This window comes from Pseudomonas sp. Cab53 (assembly GCF_018325965.1).
In the GTDB taxonomy this organism is placed as follows: Bacteria; Pseudomonadota; Gammaproteobacteria; order Pseudomonadales; family Pseudomonadaceae; genus Aquipseudomonas; species Aquipseudomonas chlororaphis_E.
Map to the genome: position 1 here is coordinate 5640120 of NZ_AP021902.1, position 21961 is coordinate 5662080.

The 21961-nt window shown below is 63.3% G+C and carries 18 protein-coding genes and 1 pseudogene; 8 read left to right on the forward strand and 11 right to left on the reverse strand.

The window, feature by feature from the left end:
- The first annotated feature begins 29 nt into the window (after positions 1–29).
- The 5 genes and pseudogenes from pqqB to KI241_RS24870 all read left to right on the forward strand — a co-directional run bounded on the left by pqqB (position 30) and on the right by KI241_RS24870 (position 5113).
- Positions 30–941 carry a pyrroloquinoline quinone biosynthesis protein PqqB gene (pqqB, locus tag KI241_RS24850; protein ID WP_212803089.1) on the forward strand — a complete coding sequence of 304 codons (912 nt, stop codon included), beginning with the start codon at positions 30–32 and terminating at the stop codon, positions 939–941.
- A gap of 212 nt (positions 942–1153) precedes the next feature.
- Positions 1154–1906, forward strand: a complete 753-nt coding sequence (gene pqqC / locus KI241_RS24855) for a pyrroloquinoline-quinone synthase PqqC (protein ID WP_042730664.1) — start codon at positions 1154–1156, stop codon at positions 1904–1906.
- Positions 1903–2178 carry a pyrroloquinoline quinone biosynthesis peptide chaperone PqqD gene (pqqD, locus tag KI241_RS24860; protein WP_042730665.1) on the forward strand — a complete coding sequence of 92 codons (276 nt, stop codon included), beginning with the start codon at positions 1903–1905 and terminating at the stop codon, positions 2176–2178. The genes pqqC and pqqD overlap by 4 nt, the downstream gene beginning before the upstream one ends.
- Positions 2150–3319 (forward strand): pyrroloquinoline quinone biosynthesis protein PqqE, encoded by a 1170-nt coding sequence (gene pqqE / locus KI241_RS24865; RefSeq protein WP_212803090.1) that lies wholly within the window; start codon positions 2150–2152, stop codon positions 3317–3319. Before pqqD ends, pqqE begins: the two co-directional genes overlap by 29 nt.
- A pseudogene (locus tag KI241_RS24870) lies at positions 3285–5113 on the forward strand (S9 family peptidase). Before pqqE ends, KI241_RS24870 begins: the two are co-directional and overlap by 35 nt.
- A gap of 53 nt (positions 5114–5166) precedes the next feature.
- On the opposite strand, the gene KI241_RS24875 reads toward KI241_RS24870, so the two are convergent.
- From KI241_RS24875 to bioB, 11 genes are all read right to left on the reverse strand, one after another.
- Positions 5167–5325, reverse strand: coding sequence for a YqaE/Pmp3 family membrane protein (locus tag KI241_RS24875; RefSeq protein ID WP_003177654.1), 159 nt, complete (start codon positions 5323–5325; stop codon positions 5167–5169).
- Between the two features lie 323 nt (positions 5326–5648).
- Entirely contained in the window at positions 5649–7427 is a 1779-nt protein-coding gene (locus tag KI241_RS24880) for an acyl-CoA dehydrogenase C-terminal domain-containing protein (RefSeq protein WP_047735936.1), read from the reverse strand.
- Positions 7428–7600: 173 nt separating this feature from the next.
- Positions 7601–9397, reverse strand: a complete 1797-nt coding sequence (locus KI241_RS24885) for an acyl-CoA dehydrogenase C-terminal domain-containing protein (RefSeq protein WP_212803091.1) — start codon at positions 9395–9397, stop codon at positions 7601–7603.
- 91 nt (positions 9398–9488) lie between these two features.
- Positions 9489–10778, reverse strand: a complete 1290-nt coding sequence (locus tag KI241_RS24890; RefSeq protein ID WP_042730670.1) for a GGDEF domain-containing protein — start codon at positions 10776–10778, stop codon at positions 9489–9491.
- Positions 10779–11113: 335 nt separating this feature from the next.
- The gene (locus KI241_RS24895) at positions 11114–12919 is read right to left on the reverse strand and encodes a phenylacyl-CoA dehydrogenase (protein WP_042730671.1); all 1806 of its coding nucleotides are present in this window, start codon (positions 12917–12919) and stop codon (positions 11114–11116) included.
- Positions 12920–13194: 275 nt separating this feature from the next.
- Complete coding sequence (locus tag KI241_RS24900; protein WP_042730672.1) at positions 13195–13491, reverse strand: hypothetical protein; 297 nt, start codon at positions 13489–13491, stop codon at positions 13195–13197.
- 108 nt (positions 13492–13599) lie between these two features.
- Positions 13600–14280: a dethiobiotin synthase gene (bioD, locus tag KI241_RS24905; RefSeq protein ID WP_212803092.1), complete on the reverse strand. Its 681-nt coding sequence runs from the start codon at positions 14278–14280 to the stop codon at positions 13600–13602.
- Positions 14277–15089: a malonyl-ACP O-methyltransferase BioC gene (bioC, locus tag KI241_RS24910; RefSeq protein ID WP_212803093.1), complete on the reverse strand. Its 813-nt coding sequence runs from the start codon at positions 15087–15089 to the stop codon at positions 14277–14279. The genes bioD and bioC overlap by 4 nt, the downstream gene beginning before the upstream one ends.
- Positions 15082–15813 carry an alpha/beta fold hydrolase gene (locus tag KI241_RS24915; RefSeq protein WP_212803094.1) on the reverse strand — a complete coding sequence of 244 codons (732 nt, stop codon included), beginning with the start codon at positions 15811–15813 and terminating at the stop codon, positions 15082–15084. Before KI241_RS24915 ends, bioC begins: the two co-directional genes overlap by 8 nt.
- On the reverse strand, positions 15806–16984 hold the full coding sequence (bioF, locus tag KI241_RS24920; protein ID WP_212803095.1) for an 8-amino-7-oxononanoate synthase: 1179 nt from the start codon (positions 16982–16984) through the stop codon (positions 15806–15808). Before bioF ends, KI241_RS24915 begins: the two co-directional genes overlap by 8 nt.
- Before the next feature lie 161 nt (positions 16985–17145).
- Positions 17146–18201 carry a biotin synthase BioB gene (gene bioB, locus KI241_RS24925; RefSeq protein ID WP_212803096.1) on the reverse strand — a complete coding sequence of 352 codons (1056 nt, stop codon included), beginning with the start codon at positions 18199–18201 and terminating at the stop codon, positions 17146–17148.
- Between the two features lie 92 nt (positions 18202–18293).
- Here bioB and KI241_RS24930 point away from each other — a divergent pair, with 92 nt between their 5' ends.
- The 3 genes from KI241_RS24930 to KI241_RS24940 all read left to right on the forward strand — a co-directional run bounded on the left by KI241_RS24930 (position 18294) and on the right by KI241_RS24940 (position 21830).
- Positions 18294–19034, forward strand: a complete 741-nt coding sequence (locus KI241_RS24930) for a ComF family protein (protein WP_212803097.1) — start codon at positions 18294–18296, stop codon at positions 19032–19034.
- A gap of 57 nt (positions 19035–19091) precedes the next feature.
- Positions 19092–19856: a TOBE domain-containing protein gene (locus tag KI241_RS24935; protein WP_042732646.1), complete on the forward strand. Its 765-nt coding sequence runs from the start codon at positions 19092–19094 to the stop codon at positions 19854–19856.
- Positions 19857–19922: 66 nt separating this feature from the next.
- Positions 19923–21830: a PhoX family phosphatase gene (locus KI241_RS24940; RefSeq protein WP_212803098.1), complete on the forward strand. Its 1908-nt coding sequence runs from the start codon at positions 19923–19925 to the stop codon at positions 21828–21830.
- The last annotated feature ends 131 nt before the right edge of the window (positions 21831–21961 follow it).

Consider the following 21961-nt stretch of genomic DNA (forward strand, 5'->3'; position numbering starts at 1 on the left):
TTTTATTTTGGTTTGCAGATGGAGTGGCCATGTTTGTCCAGATTCTAGGTTCCGCCGCCGGCGGCGGTTTCCCCCAGTGGAACTGCAACTGCGTCAATTGCGCAGGTTTTCGCAACGGCAGCCTGCGGGCCCAGGCGCGCACCCAGTCGTCCATCGCGATTTCCGATGACGGCGTGAGTTGGGTGTTGTGCAACGCTTCCCCGGACATTCGCGCGCAACTCCAAAGCTTCGCCCCGATGCAGCCTGGCCGCGCCCTGCGGGACACCGGCATTGGCGCCATCATCCTGATGGACAGCCAGATCGACCACACCACCGGCCTGCTGAGCCTGCGTGAAGGTTGCCCGCACCAGGTGTGGTGCACCGACATGGTCCATGAGGACCTGAGCACCGGTTTTCCGCTGTTCAACATGTTGACCCACTGGAACGGCGGGTTGAGCTGGAATCGTATCGAGCTCGACCAAAGCTTCACCATCGCCGCCTGCCCGAACCTGCGTTTCACGCCACTGCCCCTGCGCAGCGCCGCGCCGCCCTATTCACCGCACCGCTTCGACCCGCACCCGGGCGATAACATCGGCCTGATCGTCGAAGACCTGCGCACCGGCGGCAAGCTGTTCTACGCTCCGGGCCTGGGCAAGGTCGATGGGCCGCTGCTGGAGATCATGGCCGGCAGCGACTGCCTGCTGGTGGACGGCACGATGTGGGACGACGATGAGATGCAACGCCGTGGCGTCGGCACCCGCACCGGCCGCGAGATGGGGCACCTGGCCCAGAGCGGCCCCGGCGGGATGCTGGAGGTGCTGGAACAACTGCCCAACCAGCGCAAGATCCTTATCCATATCAACAACACCAACCCGATCCTCGATGAAGACTCGCCCGAGCGGGCCGAGCTTGTACGCCGAAAGATTGAAGTGGCTTACGACGGAATGAGTATTGAGTTGTAAGAAGGGCGGAACCAATGTGGGGCGAGCTTGCGGTGCGTCAGTCAACGCTTGTGCTGGCTGAGAGGACGCCTTCGCGAGCAAGCTCGCTCCCACACTGGTTTTGCTGTGAATCGGATATCCAATGCAACTCGAACTACTGTGGGAGCGAGCTTGCTCGCGATGGGGCCAGCCCTGACGCCACAGACCCCACGGGCATTTCCCGGAGAATCAAAATGACTGACACCCCCCTGCCCCCCGCCGAGTTCGAAGCGGCCCTGCGTGCCAAGGGTGCGTATTACCACATCCATCACCCGTATCACGTGGCGATGTATGAAGGCCGCGCCACTCGCGAGCAGATCCAGGGCTGGGTCGCGAATCGCTTTTACTACCAGGTGAACATCCCGCTCAAGGATGCCGCAATCCTGGCCAATTGCCCGGACCGGGAAATCCGTCGCGAGTGGATCCAGCGCCTGCTCGACCATGATGGCGCGCCCGGAGAAGACGGCGGTATCGAGGCCTGGCTACGGCTGGGCCAGGCCGTGGGCCTGGACCCCGATCAACTGCGCTCCCAGGAGCTGGTGCTGCCGGGGGTGCGCTTCGCCGTGGACGCCTACGTCAACTTTGCCCGCCGGGCGTCCTGGCAAGAAGCCGCCAGCAGCTCGTTGACCGAATTGTTCGCCCCGCAGATCCACCAGTCGCGCCTGGACAGCTGGCCGCAGCATTACCCATGGATCGACCCGGCAGGCTATGAGTACTTCCGCACCCGCCTGGGCCAGGCCCGCCGCGATGTCGAACATGGGCTGGCAATTACCCTGCAGCACTACACCACTCGCGAAGGCCAGGAGCGCATGCTGCAAATCCTCCAGTTCAAACTGGACATCCTCTGGAGCATGCTCGACGCCATGAGCATGGCCTACGAATTGAATCGCCCGCCCTATCACAGCGTGACCGGAGAACGGGTGTGGCACACAGGAATCCCCCTATGAGTTTCGACCGCAGCAAAACCCCTCGCTGGCGTCCCGGCTATCGCTTCCAGTACGAACCGGCACAGAAAGGCCACGTGCTGCTCTATCCTGAAGGCATGATCAAGCTCAACGACAGCGCGGCGCTGATCGGCGGCCTGATCGACGGCGAGCGGGATGTCGCGGCCATCATCGGCGAACTGGCCAAACAGTTCCCGGACGTGCCGGAACTCGGTGACGACATCGAGCAATTCATGGAGGTCGCCCGTGCAGAACACTGGATCGAACTTGCCTGAGGCCAGCGGCCTGCCGGCCAAACCCGAAGTCGGCCTGCCGCTATGGTTGCTGGCGGAGCTGACTTATCGCTGCCCGCTGCAATGCCCGTACTGCTCCAACCCGCTGGACTTCGCCGAACAAGGCAAGGAGCTGAGCACCGAGCAGTGGTTCAAGGTCTTTCGCGAAGCCCGGGAAATGGGCGCCGCGCAACTGGGTTTTTCCGGTGGCGAGCCTCTGGTACGCCAGGACCTGGCCGAGCTGATCGGCGAGGCCCGCAGGCTGGGCTTCTACACCAACCTGATCACCTCCGGCATCGGCTTGACCGAGCAGAAGATCAGCGACTTCAAGAAGGCCGGCCTGGACCATATCCAGATCAGCTTCCAGGCCAGCGACGAACAGGTGAACAACCTGCTGGCCGGCTCGAAGAAAGCCTTTGCGCAAAAACTGGAAATGGCCCGGGCGGTGAAGGCCCACGGTTATCCGATGGTGCTGAACTTCGTGACTCATCGGCACAACATCGACAAGATCGATCGCATCATCGAGCTGTGCATTGCCCTGGAAGCCGACTTCGTCGAGCTCGCCACGTGCCAGTTCTACGGCTGGGCGCAGCTCAATCGCGTGGGTCTGCTGCCCACCCGGGAACAATTGGTGCGCGCCGAGCGCATTACCAACGAATATCGCGCCAGGCTTGAGGCCGAAGGCCACCCGTGCAAGTTGATCTTCGTCACCCCGGACTACTACGAGGAACGCCCCAAGGCCTGCATGAATGGCTGGGGCAGCCTCTTCCTGACCGTCACCCCGGACGGCACCGCCCTGCCCTGTCACGGCGCCCGACAGTTGCCGGTGCAGTTTCCCAATGTGCGCGACCACAGCATGCAGCACATCTGGTACGACTCGTTCGGCTTCAACCGCTTTCGCGGCTACGATTGGATGCCCGAGCCCTGCCGTTCCTGCGATGAAAAGGAGCAGGATTTCGGTGGTTGTCGCTGCCAGGCCTTCATGCTGACGGGGGATGCCAGCAACGCCGACCCGGTGTGCAGCAAGTCAGAACATCACGGGGTGATTCTCCAGGCGCGTGAAGACGCCGAGCACGCCACCCAGACCATCGAGCAACTGGCCTTTCGCAATGAACGAAACTCACGCCTCATCGCCAAAAGCTGATCCGTTCAGCGCCGCCCAGGCCGTTGCCGCCGGCACCGACTTCGCCGAGCTGCGGGTAAGCCCGCTGGGCCTGTTCTGGAATGAATACCGGCCTGGCGACGGGGCCTGCCGGATCTGGCATTGGCAAGGCGCCCAGGCACGATGCCTGACCCCGGACGGGTTCAGCGCCAACAGCCGCGTATACGAATACGGCGGCGGCGCGTTTTGCCTGGACGACGAAGGCGTGGTGTTCGTCAATGAGACCGACCAGCAGATCTATCGCCAGGCACTGGGGGCCGAACGCCCCGTGGCACTGACCTCGGGCGACTGTCGCCATGGAGACCTCAGCGTCGCCCGCGGCCAGGTACTGGCGGTGGAGCAGCAGGCCGATCGGCATCGGCTGGTGGCCATAGGCCTGGCGGACCGTCAGCGTCAATTGCTGGCCGAAGGCGCGGATTTCTACGCCTCGCCGACCGTCAGCGCCGATGGCCAGCGACTGGCGTGGATCGAATGGAGCCGGCCGCATCAGCCCTGGACGGCCACGCGATTGATGCTGGCCGAACGCAAGGGCTCGGGGTGGGGCGAGCCACGCTGTGTGGCCGGCGATGCTGCCGAAGAGTCCATCCAGCAGCCACGTTTCGATGCTTCGAATCGTCTTTACTGCCTGACCGATCGCGGCGGTTACTGGCAGCCCTGGATCGAATCGGCCGACGGCTTGCAACCACTGCCCGCCGCTCAAGCCGATCACGCACCGGCGCCGTGGCAAATGGGTGGTTGCACCTGGCTGCCGCTGGACGAACACACTTACCTGGCGAGTTGGACCGAAGCGGGGTTTGGCCGGCTGGGTCTGTGTTGCGCCGGGGACGTAAGCCAGGACTACACCGGCGCCTACACGCGCTTTCGCAGCCTGGCCCTGGACGAGCAATTCATCTACGCCATCGCCGCCTCGCCCACCCTACCGTCAGCGGTGATCGCGATCGAGCGGCACAGTGCCGGCGTCGCGGTGCTGGCCGGCGGCGTCGCGCCACTGCCCGCCGCGCAGGTCAGCCGTCCGCGCACGTTGCGCTACCCCAGCGGTGCGGGTCAGGCCCATGGCTTCTTTTACCCGGCCATGGACAGCCAGGAGAAGCCGCCGTTGGTGGTGTTCATCCATGGTGGTCCCACCTCGGCCTGCTACCCGGTGTTCGATCCTCGCATTCAGTATTGGACCCACCGCGGCTTTGCCGTTGCCGACCTCAATTACCGTGGCAGCAGCGGCTATGGCCGGGCCTATCGACAAGCCTTGCACCTGAATTGGGGGTGGTGGATGTCGAGGATGCCTGCGCGGTGGTCACCTACCTCGCCGAGCAGGGCCTGGTCGACGGTGAGCATGCGTTCATCCGTGGCGGCAGCGCCGGCGGCTACACGGCTCTTTGCGCCCTGGCGTTTCGAGAGGTGTTCCAGGCCGGCGCCAGCCTCTATGGCGTCAGCGATCCTGTCGCCCTGGCCCGCGCCACGCACAAGTTCGAAGGCGATTACCTGGACTGGCTGATTGGCGACCCGCAACGGGACGTCGAACGCTACCGCTCACGCACGCCGCTGCTACACGCGGATCGAATCCGCACACCGGTGATCTTCTTTCAAGGGGAACTGGATGCCGTGGTCGTGCCACAGCAGACCCGCGATATGGTCCGTGCGCTGGAGGACAACGGCGTCACGGTCGAGGCCCATTATTATCCGGATGAGCGCCACGGTTTTCGCAAGGCGGTGAACCAGGCCCATGCGCTGGAGCATGAGTGGTTGTTCTATCGCAAGGTGATGGGCGGCGTTGTCTAGGGAAATGAAGAAGTTGTGGGAGCTCGCTCCCACAGGATTCTCGATGAGATTGTTCAGCGCTTGGCGATGATATAGACCGCGTGAACGATGCCTGGAATGTAGCCTAGCAGCGTCAGCAGGATATTCAGCCAGAAAGCCCCGCCGAAGCCCACTTGCAGGAATACGCCCAGCGGCGGCAGCAGGATGGCGATGATGATACGAATAAAATCCATGGGTTGGCTCCTGGTTGATCATGGCTACGTTGCCATATAGCTCATTGACACCTGACCGCTCGTCAGGGTTCAGAGACAACCGAAAAGAAGCCCCGGATAAAAACGCGGGCAAAAGAAAACCCCGCCGAGGCGGGGCTTTGCAGACTGTTTCCCTGACATCCATTTCACTCCGCCTTCCTGGCAGAATCCTACGTGTCCGTGCTGTAACTTTTGCGCATCCTGCGCGACGTCCATGTGAAGTAGATTAACGGTGGATCCAATCCGCCGGTAGAGGGAAAACGCCAGCACGATGTGTAAGCAAATGCTTACACATCACCTCCGGGTCAGAACTGTCCAGCGTCCAGCAGGAACAACGATTCGCTACCGGCCTTCACACTGGCGCTCAGGGAATGAATGCGCGGCAGCAGGCGGGCGAAATAGAAACGCGCCGTGCCCAGCTTGCTCGCGTAGAAATCATCCTCGCCTTCCTTGCCCAGGGCGGCCTTGGCCATCAACGCCCACATGTAGGCGTACGCGGTGTAACCGAACGCCTGGAGGTATTCCACCGACGCAGCGCCAATTTCATTGGGGTTGGTTTTCGCCTGGTCCAACAGCCATTGGGTCAGCTCGTCCAACGTGCCGAGCGCCGCGTTCAGCGGCTGGGTGAACTCGGCCAGGTCGCCACTGGCGGTAGCGGTGAAGTGGCGGATCTCATCGGCGAACAGGCGATAGAACGCGCCGCCACTGCCGACGATCTTGCGCCCGACCAGGTCCAGTGCCTGGATACCGTTGGTGCCCTCGTAGATCTGGGTAATGCGCACATCACGCACCAGTTGCTCCTGGCCCCACTCACGAATGTAGCCGTGGCCGCCGAAGATCTGCTGGCCATGAACGGTGGTCTCCAGGCCCAGGTCGGTCAGGAACGCCTTCGCCACCGGTGTCAGCAACGCCACCAGGTCTTCGGCGCGCTTGCGGGTGGCCGCGTCTTCGCTGAATTTGGCGGTGTCCAGTTGCATCGCCACGTAAGTGGAGAATGCCCGGCCGCCCTCGTTCGAGGCTTTCATGGTCAAGAGCATCCGACGCACGTCGGGGTGAACGATGATCGGGTCGGCCGCCTTGTCCTTGTTCTGCGCGCCGGTCGGCGAACGGCTTTGCAGGCGGTCACGGGCGTATTCGATGGCGTTCTGGTAGGAACGCTCACCGGTGGCCAGGCCCTGGATACCCACGCCCAGGCGTTCGTAGTTCATCATGGTGAACATCGCCGCCAGGCCCTTGTTCGGTTCGCCGACCAGGTAACCGACCGCGTCGTCAAAGTTCATCACGCAGGTGGCGGATGCCTGGATGCCCATCTTGTGTTCGATCGAGCCGCAGTGGGCGGCGTTGCGCGCGCCCAGGCTGCCATCGGCATTGACCAGGAACTTGGGCACCAGGAACAACGAAATGCCTTTCGGGCCCGCTGGCGCGTCCGGCAACTTGGCCAGCACCAGGTGGATGATGTTTTCGGTGAGGTCGTGTTCGCCGCCGGTGATGAAGATCTTCGTGCCGCTGACCTTGTAGCGGCCATCCGCCTGAGGTTCGGCCTTGGTGCGGATGATCCCCAGGTCAGTACCGGCGTGCGGCTCGGTCAGGCACATGGAGCCCGCCCAGACGCCGGCGTACATGTTCGGCAGGTAGGCCGCCTTCAGTTCTTCGCTGGCGTGGGCGTTGATCGACAGGCAGGCGCCGGCGGTCAGCATCGGGTACAGGCCGAAAGACAGGCTGGCGGAGTTGACCATTTCCTCAACCTGGGCCGAGACCGCCTTGGGCATGCCCATGCCGCCGTACGCCGGATCACCGCCGACACCGACCCAACCGCCTTCAGCGTACGTCTTGTAGGCCTGTGGGAAACCGGCCGGCGTGGTGACGGTGCCGTCAGCCCAATGGCAGCCTTCTTCGTCTGCGGCACGGCTGAGGGGCGCGATACTTTTGCTGGTGACTTTGCCGGCTTCTTCGAGAATCGCTTCGACGGTTTCGGCGTCGACGGTCTCGGCCAATGCCGGCAACTCGGCCCAGAGTTTTGCGACCTCGAACACTTCATTGAGGACGAAGCGCATATCGCGCAGGGGCGCTTTGTAGTCAGCCATGGCAAACCTCGCAGGATCTAAACAGTTGGTTCGTAAGAAAACGGTTTTTGCAGTGGCCGGAGTGTACCTCAACAACTTTTACGACACATAGGGTCAACGTGTGACTTTATTGTTATTTTTAGTCACTAACGACTCGGCGGGCGCAAGCGCCCCGCCAAGCCTGTTGCTGCCACTCAGAAGGCAAACGACTCCGCCGGCAGCTGCATCAGGCAATCGCTGCCCGCCTCGACTGCGGCCCGATGAGCGGCAGTGCGCGGCAGCAGACGCTTGAAGTAGAACTCGCAGGTCGCCAGTTTGCTGCGGCAGAAATCGCCGTCACCGTCGCCGCGCTCCAGATGCGACTGGGCGACCAAGGCCATGCGCAACCACAGGTAGGCCAGGATGATGTAACCGCTGTACATCAGGTAGTCGACGGACGCGGCGCCCACCTCGTCCGGGTTTTTGATCGCGGCCATGCCCACCTGAGTGGTCAGCTCGCCCCACTGTCGGTTGAGCCCGTCGAGCTGCGCGACGTAATCCTTGAGCTGCGGATGTTCGGCGTTCGCGACACAGAACGTGTGAACGATCTTGGTGAACCCACGCAACAACTTGCCTTGGCTGCCCAACACCTTGCGGCCCAGCAGGTCCAGGGCCTGGATGCCGTTGGTGCCTTCATAGATCGGCGCAATGCGGCAGTCCCGCACCAGTTGCTCCATGCCCCATTCGCGAATGAAGCCATGCCCGCCAAACACCTGCATGCCGTGGTTCGTCACCTCGAGCCCGGTGTCGGTCATGAAGGCCTTGCAGATCGGCGTGAGGAAGGCCAGCAGGTCCTCGGCCTCCTGGCGAGCCGCCTCGTCGGCGCTCAGGTGCGCGGTGTCGAGCAACTGCGCGGTGAAGTACGTCAGCGCCCGGTTACCTTCATTGAAGGCTTTCATGGTCAGCAGCATCCGGCGCACGTCCGGGTGGACGATGATCGGGTCGGCGGGTTTTTCCGGGGCCTTGGGGCCGGTCAGCGAACGCATCTGCAAGCGGTCGTTGGCATAGCCGATGGCGCCCTGGAAGCTGGCCTCGCCCAGGCAGAGGCCCTGCATGCCGGTGCCGAGCCGGGCGTGGTTCATCATGGTGAACATGCAATTGAGGCCTTTGTTCGGCTCGCCGATCAGGAATCCCTTGGCCTCGTCGAAGTTCAACACACAGGTGGCCGACGCCTTGATGCCCATCTTGTGTTCGATCGAGCCACAGGACACGCCATTGCGCTCGCCGGCTTCACCCGTGGCGTCGGGCAGGAACTTGGGCACGATGAACAACGAAATGCCTTTGGTCCCGGCCGGCGCGTCCGGCAGCTTGGCGAGGACCAGATGGACGATGTTCTCGCTCATGTCGTGTTCGCCGGCGGAAATGAAGATCTTGCTGCCGGTGATCCCATAGCTGCCGTCGGCCTGGGGCACGGCGCGGGTCTTGATAATGCCCAGGTCGGTGCCGCAGTGGGCTTCGGTGAGACACATAGTGCCGGTCCATTGACCGGCGGTGAGTTTGCTCAGGTAGGTCTGCTTCTGGGCTTCGGTGCCGTGGGCGTGGATGGCCGACATCGCGCCGTGCGTCAGGCCCGGGTACATGCCCCATGAAGTGTTGCTGGAGCCGACCATCTCGCTGATGACCAGCCCCAGGGAACTGGGCAAGCCCTGGCCGCCATACGCCGGATCCGCCGCGAGCCCGTGCCAGCCGCCTTCCACGTATTGGGCGAACGCCTGCTTGAAACCTGCCGGCGTGGTGACGACACCGTTGTCGAAATGACAGCCCTCTTCATCACCGGAGCGATTAAGAGGCGCCAGCACGTTCTCGCAGAACCGGGCGCCCTCTTCGAGGATCGCGTTGATCATGTCCGGGCTGGCATCGCTGGCCCCCAGTTCGGCGTAACGGCCAGGGAAATCGAAGACGTGATCGATCAGAAAGCGCATGTCGCGCAACGGGGCTTTGTACTCGGGCATGGTGGTGTTCTCCGGTAGCAGATCGTTTCAACCTACTGCCGGCCACCGAGGGCCACAATCACAGTCCAGACGCTGAATGCGCCGTCATCACTCAACCCGCGGCAGTTTCCATGCGCACCGCGCCGCGGCGGTTCTGGCCAAAGGCGACCACGCAATTACGCCCCGCGCCCTTGGCGTTATAGAGCGCCTGGTCGGCAGACTTGAGGACCTCTTCCGGCGTGCGCTGCTCGAGCCGTTCCGCCACACCGATGCTGATGGTCACCGATACGCTGGAGGCACTGCCGCCGGCTCGCCGCTGTCGGCCCTGCTGATCATCCTGGGGACGACTGTCGGGGTTGCGCAACTGGATGCTGTAGCTCTCGATGGATTGGCGGATGACCTCCAGGTGAGGCATGCACTCATCGAGGGTCTTACCGGCAAACACCAGCGCAAATTCCTCGCCGCCATAGCGATAGGCCCTACCGCCGCCACCGATTTTCGACAGTTTGCTGGCCACCAGGCGCAGCACCTGGTCACCCACGTCGTGGCCGTGGGTATCGTTGAATTTCTTGAAATGGTCGACGTCGCTCATCGCCAGCACATAGTTACGCCCCAGGCGCTGCATGCGCTCGTTCAGCGCCCGGCGTCCCGGCAAGCCGGTCAGTTCATCGCGGAAGGCCATTTGATAGGCCTCGTGGGCGACGGCGGCGGCGATCATCAACATCACCTGGCTGCACATGATGTTCAGGGTAAACGGCAGGATGAAGGTCTTCGGCAACATCCAGAACAAACCCAGCAACCCCACCAATTGCGCGGCATGCAACGGCCGGGGATTGCGCCAGTATTGCCAGGCCAGCAAAGAGAAGGCCGCGATGAACACCGGGTAGGACAACTGGATCAGGCTCATCCAGGCCCCGTGCAGGGCCGGCCAGCGGATCTCCGAAAGCCACAGCAGCAGCGCCTGGGGAAAGCTTTGCTCCAGGGCCAGCGCCACGCTGCCGAAGATCAGCAGCACCGCGAACCGCGCCACCATGTCCTGGAACAGATGGGTGCGCTCCTGCCACGCGGCGAACAGGCCGAACAGCAGCGGCAACAGCAGGCAGACGAGGTGGAACACCACGGCAGCGTCTTCACGCACCTTGCCGTTATCACGGTAGAAGTCGGTCTGGGTGTCCAACAGGAAGTAGGCGATGTACACCGTGACCATCAAAAACAGTTCACGCTGGCGCCGGTACACCGAGCAATACGCCCCGCCCAGCAGCAGCACCAACGTTGGCAGGACATTGAACAGCGAGGTGAAGAAAACGTTGAGGTCCTTGACGTAGGCCGCCGCGAGCCCCGCCAGCAATAGCAGCAATGAGGGTAGGAAATGGCTGAAACGTACAGCGGAAGAACGCGGCAAGGGTAAAGCTCCGACCCGGCTGACCAAAGATGGCATTGTGCCTGCTATTACCGCAACAAGGCACGCAGGATGTGACAGATGTCACACTGCCATCGCTGTAACGGCAGAAGGGAGGGTTTTCTTAGGGAAGAGATGGATGAATATTGTTTCAGGATCGCCTTTGACCCTCTATGGGGGTGAGCTTGCTCGCGATGGCATTTGTTCAGCCAGCACCTCCATGGCCTGACACACCGCTATGGCGAGCAAGCTCGCTCGCAGCGGGATATTCATGGCGGACATGAAAAAGCCGCTGCGTCCCGAAGGAGGCAGCGGCTTTCAGAGAAACCGCGTAAGGCTTAGTAGCCCAGCGCGAAGTCTTCTTCTTTCATGTCCATCAGGTTGTTGGCACCCGACAGCATGGCCGCCACGTGGGTACGGGTACGCGGCAGGATGCGCTGGAAGTAGAAACGCGCAGTCTGCAGCTTGGCGGTGTAGAACGCCTCTTCGGTGGTGCCGGCGGCGAGTTTTTCCGCTGCCAGGCGTGCCATGTCGGCCCAGAAGTAGGCCAGGCAGGCGTAACCGGAGTACATCAGGTAGTCCACCGACGCCGCACCAACTTCCTCGCGGTCTTTCATGGCGGCCATGCCGACCTTCATGGTCAGTTCGCCCCACTCCTTGTTCAACGCAGCCAGAGGCCCCACGAACTCCTTGACCGCTTCGTTGCCTTCGTTGCCCTGGCAGAACTTGTGGACGATCTTGGTGAAGCCCTTGAGCGCTTCGCCCTGGGTCATCAGCACTTTACGGCCCAGCAGGTCGAGGGCCTGGATGCCGGTGGTGCCTTCGTACAGCATCGAGATACGGCTGTCGCGAACGTTCTGCTCCATGCCCCATTCGGCGATGAAGCCGTGGCCGCCATAGATCTGCACGCCGTGGTTGGCCGATTCGAAACCGACCTCGGTCATGAACGCCTTGGCGATCGGCGTCATGAACGCCAGCAGCGCATCGGCCTTTTTCTTCTCTTCCTCATCGACGCCGTACTTGACGATGTCGACCTGCTTGGCGGTGAAGTAGACCATCGCCCGGTTACCTTCGGCGAAGGCTTTCATGGTCAGCAGCATGCGACGCACGTCAGGGTGGACGATGATCGGGTCGGCCGCCTTGTCCGGCGCTTTCGGGCCGGTCAGGGAACGCATTTGCAGGCGGTCACGGGCGTATTTCAGGCCGCCCTGGAAACCGATCTCGGCGTGGGCCAGGCCTTGCAGCGCGGTGCCCAGGCGTGCGGTGTTCATGAAGGTGAACATGCAGTTCAAGCCTTTGTTCGCCGGGCCGATCAGGAAACCGGTGGCCGCGTCGAAGTTCATCACGCAAGTGGCGTTGCCGTGGATGCCCATCTTGTGTTCCAGGGAACCACAGTTCACCGCGTTGCGCTGGCCGAGGGTGCCATCGGCGTTAGGCAGGAACTTCGGCACGATGAACAGCGAGATACCCTTGGTACCGGCCGGTGCGTCCGGCAGGCGTGCCAGTACGATATGGACGATGTTGTCGGCCATGTCGTGTTCACCGGCCGAAATGAAGATCTTGGTGCCGGTGACCTTGTAGGAACCATCGGCCTGAGGCTCGGCCTTGGTGCGCAGCATGCCCAGGTCGGTGCCGCAATGCGGTTCGGTCAGGCACATGGTGCCGGTCCATTCGCCAGACACCAGCTTGGTCAGGTAGGCCTCTTGCTGCTCGGGCGTGCCGTGCTCGGAAATGGTGTTCATCGCGCCATGGGACAGGCCCGGGTACATGCCCCACGACCAGTTGGCTTCACCGACCATCTCGCTGACGGCCAGGCCCAGGGACTCCGGCAGGCCTTGGCCACCGTGCGCCACGTCATGGGCCAGGCTTGGCCAGCCGCCTTCGACGAATTGCTTGTAGGCCTGCTTGAACCCGGTCGGGGTCTTCACGCCGGACTCGCTCCAGGTGCAGCCTTCGAGGTCGCCCACACGGTTCAGCGGTGCCAGCACCTGCTCACAAAACTTGGCGCCTTCTTCGAGAATGGCGTCAACCATGTCCGGAGTTGCGTCCTGGCAAGCCGGAAGGCTCTGGTAATGCGCCTCGTAACCGAGCAGTTCGTCACGTACGAAGCGAATATCACGCAAGGGGGCCTTGTAGTCAGGCATAGCGATAAACCTCTGCTGATGTAACCGGGAATGAACGACCGCGTGGATTTGTTGTGACGGTCAAACAGTTGTTTGAAACATACGTTTACGCCCAAACCTTGTCAAGGCCCGATCTTTTGCCATTCGTCATCGGCTGTGGAAAATCTCGGGCACGGGCATTCGGTGACGCGGAAGAACCCGCGACACGCCTGGGAAAAGATTAGTTGAGTAAGAAGACCTTAGAGACAAAAACGCCGCGAATCATCGCGGCGTTCCGGTCAATCCAAGGGACAGAATCAGGCGAAGGTGTCGATCAACGTCCCGAGCATTTCGTCGGAAGCCTTGGCGACGTTCACGCCCAGTTGCACCTGGAACTTGCCTTGGGACATTTCCACCATGTTGGCGGCCACATCCGACTGCTGGCTGCGATCGACCGACCGCAGGCGATCCACCTGGACTTCGGATGACTGGCTGGTGACCGAGCGCTCGATCGTGTTGTTGGCGACCTGGCCGGCTGCCAGATCGACACGGTTCTGCCCTGTCTGAATCGTGCTCAGACCGGCATAGAACGCGGTATTTCCTGAGATTTGCATGACAGAACTCGTCTTCTTGAAGGGTCGACAGTGGCCATTGAATCAGAAGGGCGCGGAAAAGGCCCGACAAAAACACTAATGGCACACTGCCTTATCATAGGGTAAACCCTAATCCAGCAGGTCGAGGTGCAAGTGATCGGCGACGATTTCGGCCGTCACGCCCTTGATTTTCGGGACCCGCCCCAGGCACGGGGCGGGGAGGCGCTCGGCCAGGGTGGCGAGGTTTTCTTCCAGGCGCGAGGTCTTGGGGTCGATGATGTTCGCCACCCAGCCGGCCAGTTGCAAGCCGTCCCGAGCGATGGCCTCGGCGGTCAGCAACGCATGGCTGATGCAGCCCAGGCGCACGCCCACCACCAGGATCACCGGCAGGCCCAAGGCCATGGCCAGGTCCGAGAGATTATCCTGGTCGGCCAGCGGCACGCGCCAGCCACCGGCGCCTTCGATCAGGGTGAAATCGGCGCCCAGGGCCAGCACGTCACGCATCGGCCCCAGCAACGATTGCACGGTCAAGGCCACGCTCGCCTCCCGCGCCGCCAGATGCGGCGCGATGGCCGGTTCGAACGCCACCGGATTGACCTGCGCATAAGCAAGCGGCACCGAGCACTCGGCCAGCAATGCCAGGGCGTCGGCATTGCGCAGGCCTTTGGGCGTGACCTCGCAACCGGACGCCACGGGCTTGCCGGCGGCGGTGCTCCTGCCGGCCTGTCGCGCCGCGTGCAGCAGCCCCGCCGCGACGGTGGTCTTGCCTACGTCGGTGTCAGTGCCGGTGATGAAATAGGCCTGGCTCATAGCGGTTTCTCCAAAACGGCGTAGACCACCTGGTAAGTCGCCGGCAGCCCTTGCGCCTGGCGAAACTGCTCATACGCCTCGACCAGCGCCAGGATCCGCGCCCTGCCCGTCAGGCCTCCGGGTCGACCTGGGTTCAGATTGTGCGCACCCAACGCTTTCAGTTCGTGGGTCAGGCTGCGCACATCAGGGTAGTGCAGGACATGGGGACGGCTTTCAAGGCTGAGCACATTCAGGCCGCTGGCGGCGCACAGCTGCTGGTAGGTGTCGAACCCGCGGAAACGGTTGACGTGCACCAGGCCATCCACCTGACGCCAGCTGTCGCGCAGTTCGTACAACGTACCGACACACAGGCTGGTAAAGGCCAGCACCCCGCCGGGTTTCAGGACACGTCGGGCCTCACTCAACACCGACGCGAAATCCGCACACCACTGCACCGCCAGGCTGGAGAACACCAGCTCGCAACTCGATGCCTGCAAGGGTAGCCGCTCGGCGTCAGCGGCGACAAAATGCGCGGCGCCGCCTTGTGGGCGGGCGTGGTTCAGCATGCCTTCGGCAATGTCCAGCGCCAGCCCGCCCGCCTCGCCGAAGCGCGCCGCCAGCGCCCGGGTGAAATACCCGGTGCCACAGCCCAGGTCTACCCAACGCGGTGGGGTGAGCGATGGCGGCAACCGCTCCAGCAGTTGTTGGCCCACGTCACGCTGCAACGCTGCAACGCTGTCATAGCTGGTCGCCGCCCGGGAGAACGAAGCCGCCACCTGGCGCTTGTCCGGTAAGGCACCGGGTAATGTCACGAGAGACAAATCAGTCATCACCGCACTCGTGCAAAAAAGCCTGGATCGCCCCCGCCACACCGTGGGGGTCTTCCAGGAGGAATCCGTGGCCGGCCTGTTCGATCAGGCCGATTTCGACATCCGGCAACAGCGCGAGCAATTCACCCGCCGCTTCGGCCGGCACCAGGGCATCGAGCCCGGCGAACAGGTGCAGTTGCGGCCCGCGAAAGCCCTGCAACGCGGCGCGGGTATCCAGTTGCGCCAGCACCTGCAACCCGGCCATCAAGACCTCGGGCGAGGTGTTCGGTGCACCGGCCAGCAGCAAGCGCGACAACCCGCGCGGGTCGCTGCACCCCTGGGCGCACAGCATGCTGAAGCGCTTGAGGGTCTGGCGCGGATCGTCGGCACACCCGGCCACAAACCCATTGAAAGTGTCTGCCGCCATCGCGTTCGACCACTGCTCTTGGGCGACGAACGCGGCGTTGCTGGCCAGGGTCAGCAGGCCACAGCAGCGCTCGCCGCGCCGCGCCGCCAGTGCCGAGGCGAGCATGCCGCCAAGGGACCAGCCGCCGAGCCAGGCATCCTCGGGGATGGCGGCGTCCAGCTCGTCGAGCCATTCGTCAGGATCACTCGACGCCAGCGCTGGCAACGGTTCGATCTCCACCCGCAGGTGCTCATCGAGCCCTTGCAGCGCAGCCGCCAACGGCTCCAGCGGTGAAATGCCCAGGCCCCAACCGGGCAGCAGAATCAGTCGATCACGCATGGCTGGGCTCCTTTCGCAATTGGGCAAAACAATCGGCCAGGGCTTCGAGCAGGCGCTGCACCTGAGCCTCGCTGTGGGCCGCCGTCAGGGTCACGCGCAAACGCGCGCTGCCGGCCGGCACGGTAGGGGGACGGATGGCGGTGACCATCAACCCGCGCTCACGCAACATTTGCGACAGGCGCAGCGCGTGTCCCGCATCGCCCACCAGAATCGGCTGGATCGGCGTGAAGCTGTCCATCAATTGCAAGCCGATCTGCTCGGCCCCCTGGCGGAACTGGCGGATCAGCACCTGCAAGTGCTCGCGTCGCCAATGCTCGCGGCGCAGCAACTCAAGGCTCTTGAGCGTGGCGCAGGCCAGGGCCGGCGGTTGGCTGGTGGTGTAGATGTAGGGGCGGGCGAACTGGATCAGGCTCTCGATCAGCTCTTCACTGCCGGCGACGAACGCCCCGGCGGTGCCGAACGCCTTGCCCAGGGTACCCACCAGCACGGGGACGTCGTCCTGGCTCAAGCCGAAGTGCTCGACGACGCCGCCGCCCTGGGCGCCCAACGGGCCGAAACCGTGGGCATCGTCGACCATCAGCCAGGCGCCCCTGGCCTTGGCTTCACGGGCCAGGGCCGGCAGGTCGGCAATGTCGCCGTCCATGCTGAACACGCCGTCGGTGACCACCAGGGTATTGCCGGTGGCTTTCTCCAGGCGAGTGGCCAGGCTCCGGGCGTCGTTGTGCAGGTAACGGTTGAACCGTGCGCCGGACAACAACCCGGCGTCGAGCAACGAGGCGTGATTGAGCCGGTCTTCCAGCACCGTGTCGCCCTGCCCCACCAGCGCGGTCACCGCGCCGAGGTTGGCCATGTAGCCGGTGGTGAACAGCAAGGCCCGGGGCCGGCCGGTCAAGTCAGCCAGGGCTTCCTCCAGGGCGTGGTGCGGGCCGCTGTGGCCGATCACCAGGTGGGAAGCGCCGCCACCGACGCCCCAACGAGTCGCACCGGCGCGCCAGGCTTCGATCACGTGCGGGTGGTTCGCCAGGCCCAGGTAGTCGTTGTTGCAGAACGCCAGCAACGGCTGGCCGTCCACCACCACCTCCGGCCCCTGCGGACTTTCGAGTAATGGGCGCTGGCGATAGAGGTTTTCGGCACGACGGGCAGCCAGGCGTGCGGCGAGATCAAAGGACATGCAGGCCTCAACTGTTTAAAGACTGGCCAAAGCCCCTTGTGGGAGCGAGCTTGCTCGCGATAGCGGTGTGTCAGTCGACATAAATGTGAATGTTCCATCGCCATCGCGAGCAAGCTCGCTCCCACAGGGGCTTGCATTCCAATCCGGGTATCGGAGAGTGGTCAAACCGCCGCGTTGTAGAACTGCTCGCTGCTCTTGTGCTCCACCAGTGCCTGTTCAATCGCGGCCTGGTGCACTTCGTCGGCGTGCTCTTCACGGGCTTCGGGCTGGATGCCGAGGCGGGCGAACAGTTGCATGTCCTTGTCGGCCTGCGGGTTGGCGGTGGTCAGCAGTTTGTCGCCGTAGAAAATCGAGTTCGCGCCGGCCAGGAAGGCCAGGGCCTGCATCTGCTCGTTCATCGCTTCACGGCCGGCAGACAGGCGTACATGGGACTTGGGCATCAGGATCCGCGCCACGGCGAGCATGCGGATGAAGTCGAACGGATCGACGTCCTCGGCGTTTTCCAGCGGCGTGCCGGCAACCTTGACCAGCATATTGATCGGCACCGATTCAGGGTGCTCCGGCAGGTTGGCCAGCTGGATCAGCAGGTTGGCGCGATCGTCCAGGGACTCTCCCATGCCGAGGATGCCACCGGAGCAGATCTTCATCCCCGAGTCACGCACGTAGACCAGGGTTTGCAGGCGCTCGCTGTAGGTGCGGGTGGTGATGATGCTGGTGTAGAACTCCGGCGAGGTGTCGAGGTTGTGGTTGTAGTAGTCCAGGCCAGCCTGGGCCAGCGCCTGGGTCTGCTCTTGGTCGAGCCGGCCCAGGGTCATGCAGGTTTCCAGGCCCATGGCCTTCACGCCCTTGACCATCTCCAGCACGTACGGCATGTCCTTGGCCGACGGATGCTTCCAGGCCGCGCCCATGCAGAAACGGGTCGAACCAATGGCCTTGGCGCGCGCGGCTTCTTCGAGGACCTTCTGCACTTCCAGCAACTTCTCTTTATCCAGCCCGGTGTTGTAGTGGCCGGACTGCGGACAATATTTGCAATCTTCCGGGCACGCGCCGGTCTTGATCGACAGCAGCGTGGAAACCTGGACGCGGTTGGCGTCGAAGTGCGCGCGGTGCACGGTCTGCGCCTGGAACAGCAGGTCGTTGAATGGCTGGACGAAGAGTGCTTTGACTTCGGCCAAAGACCAGTCATGACGCAGGTTGGCAGTGGTGCTGGCGCTCATGGGCAATTCCTTGATTATGCTTGGCTGGCGCCTTGGGTTTACGCAATACCCACAGACGCGACACGGATGTTCGGCATATTTAAGGAAGAGTCATGCGCTGTCAACCACGATACGAAGAACAGGTTTACATCTGGTTAAAAAACAAACAAAACTGCCTGTTATGCGGGGATACCACTGACACACCGCAGCCGATCTGCACACCCTGCGAGGCCGACCTGCCCTGGCTGGGCAATCAATGCAGTGTCTGCGCTTTGCCGTTGCCCATGGCCGGGCTGCGTTGTGGACAGTGTGCCGCACAGCCGCCAGCATTCGAGCGGGTGCTGGCGCCCTGGATCTACGACTTTCCGGTGGACAGTTTGATCACCCGCTTCAAGCATCAAGCGAAATGGCCCCTGGGCCGGCTGATGGGCGAGCTGTTGGCGCAGTCGCTGCAACACCAGTTCGACGAAGGCCTGGAGCGCCCCGACGCGCTGCTGCCGGTGCCCCTGGCCGCGCCGCGCCTGCGCCAGCGGGGCTTCAACCAGGCTGCTCTGCTGGCTCGCTGGCTCAGCCAGCCGTTGGGCCTTGCGTGCGAAGAACACTGGCTGCGCCGCGTCCAGGACACTCCCGCACAGCAGGCGCTCGATGCCAAGGCGCGGCGGCAAAACCTGCTCCGGGCCTTTGCCTTGGCCCCCGAGGCGCAACTGCGCAACCGCCACCTGGCGCTGGTGGACGATGTGCTCACCACTGGCGCTACCGCCCAGGCCCTGGCACACCTGCTGCTGGAGGCCGGCGCGGCGCGGGTGGACGTGTATTGCCTGGCGCGCACGCCGAAAGCGGCGGAGCCGGCTTGACGCGCGGCGCCCAAGCCGCCAACGTCGGCCCATCACTCCTGCACGCAGTTTTTCGTCATGTCATTGCCTACGCTCCTGACCCAACACATTGTCCGCCGCCCACAACGCATCGCCTTGCTTCAGCACATCGCCGAACAAGGCTCGATCACCCGCGCCGCCAAGAGCGCGGGCCTGAGCTACAAGGCGGCGTGGGACGCCATCGATGAATTGAACAACCTGGCGGACCAACCGCTGGTGGAGCGCAGTGTCGGCGGCAAGGGCGGTGGCGGCGCCAGGTTGTCCGAGGAAGGGCAACGGGTGTTGCGCCTGTACCTGCGCCTGCAAACCTTGCAGGCGCAATTGCTCGAAGCAAGCGAAGACGCCGCAGACCTGGGCCTGCTGGGCCGCCTGATGTTGCGCACCAGCGCGCGCAACCAGTTGCACGGCAAAGTCATCGGGATCGAAGCCACCGGCCACAACGACCGGATACGCCTGGAGCTGGCCCGGGGGCTGGTCATCGAGGCACGGATCACCCACGACAGCACGGTCCGGCTGGAACTGGCGATCGGCACCGAAGTGGTCGCCCTGATCAAGGCCGGCTGGCTGGAACTGCACCCCGCCGGGCAGCCGGCCATGGCGGGCGACAATTCCTTGCAAGGTCTGATCGAGCAGGTCGTCGCCGCTGAAAACGGCCCCAGCGAGGTGCGGATCGGCTTGCCCAACGGCCAGACCCTCTGCGCCCTGGCCGATCCGCTGCAATTGCGTGAACGACAGCTGGAGGTCGGCGGCGCGGTGCAAGTGAGGTTTTCGCCCACGAATGTGCTGCTCGGCACACCGCTGTAGCGCGCTGCAACAATAGCTTCATCGACCCGCTTTAAGGTGACTGCCAAAACCAGCAGGGAGCCTGAAATGAGCCTACTAGAAGAAAACCAATCCACCGACCTGGAAAAGATCGTCGGCCTCAGCCGTCGTGGTTTCATCAGCGCCGGCGCCCTGTGTGGCGCCGCCATGTTCCTGGGCGGCAACCTGCTGAGTCGCAGCGTCATGGCCGCCGCCGTGAGCGAAGGCAACAGCAGGCTGCTGGGTTTCAACAGCATCGCCGCCGCGACCACCGACACCATCACCCTGCCGCCAGGCTACAAGTCCTCGGTGCTGATCAGTTGGGGCCAGCCGCTGCAGAAAAACGCACCGGCGTTCGACCCCAGCGGCAACGGCACCGCCCGCGCCCAGGAAATGCAGTTCGGCGACAACAACGACGGCATGAGCCTGTTCCCGTTCCCCGGTGACAACAACCGGGCGCTGATGGCGATCAACAACGAATACACCAACTACCGCTACCTGTTCGCCCACGGCGGCCAGCCGCAATCGGCCGAGGACGTGCACAAGGCCCAGGCCAGCGAAGGCGTCTCGGTGATCGAGGTCCAGCGCCGTCGCGGCGGCCAGTGGCAGTTCGTCCAGGAGTCGCGCTACAACCGCAGGATCCACGGCAATACGCCGATTCGCCTGCGCGGCCCTGCGGCCGGTCACGAGTTGCTCAAGACCAGCGCCGACAAGAGCGGCAAGAAGGTGCTGGGCACGTTCCAGAACTGCGCCAACGGCATGACGCCGTGGGGCACTTACCTGACCTGCGAAGAGAACTTCACCGATTGCTTCGGCAGCAGCCAATCCGACTTGCAGTTCGATGAGGCGCAAAAACGCTACGGCGCCACCGTCACCAGCCGCGAGATCAACTGGCACCTGTTCGATCCACGCTTCGACCTGGCGAAGAACCCCAACGAACTCAACCGTCATGGCTGGGTGGTGGAAATCGACCCGTTCGATCCAGACTCCACCCCGGTCAAGCGCACCGCCCTGGGCCGCTTCAAGCATGAAAACGCCGCGCTGGCGCAAACCAATGACGGTCGCGCCGTGGTGTACATGGGCGACGATGAACGCGGTGAGTTCATCTACAAGTTCGTCAGCCGCGAGCGCATCAACCCCCGCAACGCCAAGGCCAACCGCAACCTGCTGGACCATGGCACCTTGTACGTGGCGCGCTTCGACGCCGGCGACGCCAACCCCGATCATCCCAAAGGCAAGGGCCAGTGGATCGAGCTGACCCACGGCAAGAACGGCCTGGACGCCAGCAGCGGTTTCGCCGACCAGGCCGAAGTGCTGATCCATGCCCGTCTGGCCGCCAGCGTCGTGGGTGCCACGCGCATGGACCGTCCGGAGTGGATCGTGGTGAGCCCGAAAGACGGCCAGGTCTACTGCACCCTGACCAACAACTCCAAGCGCGGCGAAGATGGCCAGCCGGTGGGCGGGCCGAACCCGCGGGCCAAGAACGTCTACGGGCAAATCCTGCGCTGGCGCACCAGCCGCGACGACCACGCCTCCAAGACCTTCGACTGGGACCTGTTCGTGGTCGCGGGCAACCCGACGGTCCATGCCGGTACGCCAAAAGCCGGGTCGTCGAACATCACCCCGCAGAACATGTTCAACAGCCCCGATGGCTTGGGCTTCGACAAAGCGGGTCGGCTGTGGATCCTCACCGACGGTGACGTCAGCAACACTGGCGACTTCGCCGGCATGGGCAACAACCAGATGCTCTGCGCCGACCCCAACAGCGGAGAGATCCGCCGCTTCATGGTCGGGCCGGTGGGCTGCGAAGTGACCGGCATCAGTTTCGCGCCGGACCACAGGAGCCTGTTCGTCGGGATCCAGCACCCTGGCGAAAACGGCGGTTCGACCTTTCCCGAGCACCTGCCCAACGGCAAGCCGCGTTCATCGGTGATGGTGATTACCCGTGAGGACGGCGGGGTGATCGGCGCGGCCTGACATTTGCTTTTGTGGCGAGGAAGCTTGCTCCCGCTTGGGTGTGCAGCGCCCATAAATATCTGGGGTCGCTGCGCAACCCAGCGGGAGCAAGCTCCCTCGCCACGAAGCTGATTCAGGACTGACAATCAATC